Here is a 1,690-nt window from a genome sequence, read left to right as displayed (position 1 = left end):
CCTGAGTCGTGCCGGTTTAGTGTGTCGGCCAGGTGACGCCTGTCGCGGTGATGATTTCGGTCGCTTGGTCGGTGAGGGGGTCGGCGGCGGTGAGTTCGTGGCCGGCGATGCGGACGCGGATTTGCTGGATTGGTCGTAGTATTCGCACGATCCGGCGGATGCTGAGCCCGGTCGCGTCCTGGAGGTAGCGGCTGACCGCCAGGGCGGTGAACACGATGGTCAGGTGGGCTTCGATCGAGTCACGCACGTGGTGGAACATGGGACGGGCTGCCAGGTCGGTTTTGGACATCCGGAACGACTGTTCGACATGCCACAGGTCGTGGTAGGAACTGATGACCTCGGTCGCGGGCATCGTTTCTGCGGGCAGGTTCGTCACGTAGCCTTTGAGGCCGACCAGCCGGTAGGCGCGGGCCAGTGAGTCCTCGTCCAGCGCTTTCCCGTCCTTGCTGGCTTTGACGAACCGGGTGGCGTGCGCGGCCTTGTCGCCGGCGACGATCGCCCGGGCCTTGTCTTCCTGCAACCCCAGGGTTTTACGGTCCCGGACGGCGCGCTTATGGGAGTACGCCCACACCGCCCGCCACGACAACTCGTGCACGCCGGGATCCCACACCGGCTCAGCCTTCAGTTTCGTGTCGTTCACCGCGCGGGCGGCGACAGTGCTCACGCGTGGGGTGATGGTGTCGATGACCTGCCCGTCGATGAACGCGTCACCGTGCCAGTGGAAGTGTGACTCCAGGTCGATCGGTGCCTTCGTGGACCGGGAGCCCACGATGAACCGCAACCCTGCATCGTCGAGGGCTGTGAGGTTGGCCGCGGACAACATCCCCGCGTCCGCGACCACGACCAGGTCGGCCAACTGGTGGCGTTCAATGAACTGCTCGATGATCGGCACGATCGTCAGCTTCTCGGCCTTGTTGCCCTCGAAACACCCGATCTCTAACGGAAACCCGTGACGGTCGACCAGCAACCCGACGACGACTTGCGGGTCCACACGGCGTTCCTTGGAGTACCCGACCTTGCGCAGGGCGTCTTCCTTCTCGGCCTCGAAATACAATGTGGTCACGTCGTACAGGCACAGTGTGATGTCACCCGCGGAGGTCACGTACTCGAAGCAACGGGTCGCGATCTCGGAGCGGTAGTCCTGCTGCTGGACGCGTTTCAGCGACCGGAACACCGTCCGCAACGACGCGTGCGGCACACCGAGCTCGTCCAGCACCCGCAACGAGTCCGCCTTGGACGTGGGCTCGACCACCCGGGCAAGCACCAACTGCTCGAACACCTCATCACCGACCGTGCCGAACCCGAGCCGGGCGTACACGGTGCTCAGCACCTGCCACAACAAGGCGCTGGTCTTGCCCGCGATGACCGCATGCCCAGCCGGCACCGCGGACGGCGACAGGTCCAGCTCGCCCTGGCCGGGGAATACCTTGCGGCGAGCAGCCTGCATCAACACCGCCAACTCGGCGTCCGTGTGCGCAGACCCCAGATGTTCCAGCACACGATCCCGGCCAGCCTGCCGCTCAGCGATCTGCACCGCGGTAGCACCCGAGGCCGTCTTGACCTTCCGCACGAACACCACAAAACCGACCCTACCCAGCCGATTAGTGTGTCAACCCACCCCAGCCCACGCCGCTGACCAGCACAAACACAAACCGAACCCGCGATTCCTCACAAAGTGGCACGACTCAGG

General features: G+C 64.7%; 1 protein-coding gene. It reads right to left on the bottom strand.

Annotation, left to right across the window (positions count from 1 at the left end; genetic code table 11):
* Nucleotides 1-16 precede the first annotated feature (16 nt).
* Complete coding sequence (locus tag EFY87_RS19890) at nucleotides 17-1,579, bottom strand: IS1634 family transposase (protein ID WP_123273224.1); 1,563 nt, start codon at nucleotides 1,577-1,579, stop codon at nucleotides 17-19.
* Between the last annotated feature and the right edge of the window lie 111 nt (nucleotides 1,580-1,690).

It is taken from the genome of Flexivirga caeni (assembly GCF_003724155.1).
GTDB lineage: Bacteria > Actinomycetota > Actinomycetes > Actinomycetales > Dermatophilaceae > Flexivirga > Flexivirga caeni.
Note: the sequence above shows the minus strand (reverse complement) of the source record. Positions and strands in the feature narration are given on the sequence as shown.